Source organism: Arthrobacter sp. TB 26 (assembly GCF_000427315.1).
Lineage (GTDB): Bacteria > Actinomycetota > Actinomycetes > Actinomycetales > Micrococcaceae > Arthrobacter.
Genome location: NZ_AUPJ01000266.1, coordinates 834 through 2401, shown reverse-complemented (window position 1 = coordinate 2401; position 1568 = coordinate 834). Strand labels below are relative to the sequence as shown.

Here is a 1568-nt window from a genome sequence, read left to right as displayed (position 1 = left end):
CGGCTGTCCGGCGCGTGCGCGAGTGCCCCGGCACCGCCGTCGTCGTCCCCGGGGTCTTCGCCCGGGGCTGACGCTGCCGCTGCGTCCCTTCCCGGTGCGCTGGCGGCGACGGTCGAGACCGAACTGGAAACCGTCTACGGCTACCAGGTGGCCCTGACCCGGCTGGGTGGGCCAGCGGCCGGCCCGGCGTCGGAGCAGCTCGCCCGGCATGAGGCCCTCGCCGCCGGCGCGGAAGAACTGAGCAGGATCCATTGCGCGCCCGTTCCGCCGCGCGCAGCCGGGTACACGATGGCACCGGCGTTCCTGGCTTCTCCCGGCGACGGCCTCGGAGGACTTGAGGCCTCGGCGCTGCCTGTGTATGGCGATCTGGTGGCCCTGAGCGAGGGCCAGACCCGGCAGTGGGCCATCGCCGGCCTCGTGGGTGCCGCGCGCCGGTCCGCCCTCTGGGGTGCGGACACCGGCGTTCTTCCCGGCCTGGCGGCGGACCCGGACGGGTTCCCTGAGCTTCCCTAGCCCTTGCTGCGCTACTTAGCTCCTTCCTCTTCCTCGTCCTGTGCTCCTCCCCTCCGTCCGCCGGGCGTCCGGGGCGGCTTTGAGGTCCGTAGGCCACGAAACCTGTCCTGAACCCGGCGTGTCCGCGCCAAAGTGCCCCCGCTGCGCAGATCGTGGGAGGTGAGCGGCGGGCAAGCCGCGGCTAACTTAGGCTCGTAATACTGGTGGGCCGGGGGCGCCGGTGGTTTGCTGTAGTCATGGACAGTCAAGCCGCCCCCACCCAGCACGAGAACGAGCCCCACCACAACGACATTGCGCACCGGCTCAACTGGCTGCGCGCAGGTGTGCTGGGCGCCAACGACGGCATCGTCTCCGTCGCCGCCATTGTGGTCGGCGTCGCCGGCGTCACCACGGACTCCGGCCCCATCCTTATCGCCGGTACCGCCGGAGTTGTGGGTGGTGCAATTTCCATGGCCCTCGGCGAATACGTCTCTGTGAGCAGCCAAAAGGACAGCCAGCAGGCGCTGATCGAGAAGGAACGCCGGGAGCTGGCCGAACAGCCCGAAGAGGAACTCGAGGAACTCGCCGCCATCTACCAGGGCAAGGGCCTCAGCGCCGACACCGCCCGCACCGTGGCCTTGGAACTCACCGCCCACGATGCCCTTGGCGCGCACCTTTCCGCCGAACTCCACATTGACGAGACGGACATCGTCAGCCCCTGGCACGCCGCCTTCGCCTCCGCCGCGGCGTTCCTGGTCGGCGCAATCCTCCCCATGCTTGCCATCCTGCTGCCGCCGGAAAACATCCGTGTTCCGCTGACGTTCGTGGCCGTGCTGGTGGCCCTGGCCCTGACCGGAGCCATCGGCGCCTGGATCGGCGGCGGTTCGAAGTCCAAGGCGGCCATCCGTGTGGTGATCGGCGGGGCGGCGGCACTGGTCGCGACCTTCCTGATCGGCAGCTGGCTCGGCGCCAGCGGCATCACGGCCTGACCGTCCTGCCCGGCGGCCGGGGCGAACTACGCTGGATCCGATGAGCCAGCCTGCAGACGTCCCTATCCCGCCCGACCTCAGCCGCCG

General features: G+C 70.3%; 3 protein-coding genes (1 of these 3 only partly in view). All 3 read left to right on the top strand.

Annotated elements, in window-relative coordinates; translation table 11 throughout:
* The coding region (locus K789_RS0109710) for a DUF4439 domain-containing protein (RefSeq protein ID WP_128081597.1) at nucleotides 1-513 on the top strand (513 nt) is incomplete at its 5' end.
* Between the two features lie 236 nt (nucleotides 514-749).
* Nucleotides 750-1481, top strand: a complete 732-nt coding sequence (locus tag K789_RS0109705) for a VIT1/CCC1 transporter family protein (RefSeq protein WP_024366582.1) — start codon at nucleotides 750-752, stop codon at nucleotides 1479-1481.
* A gap of 40 nt (nucleotides 1482-1521) precedes the next feature.
* Nucleotides 1522-1568: part of an aminoglycoside phosphotransferase family protein coding region (locus K789_RS0109700; protein ID WP_024366581.1), annotated on the top strand (this coding region is incomplete at its 3' end). Its footprint extends 833 nt past the window's final position; the window shows 47 of its 880 annotated nt.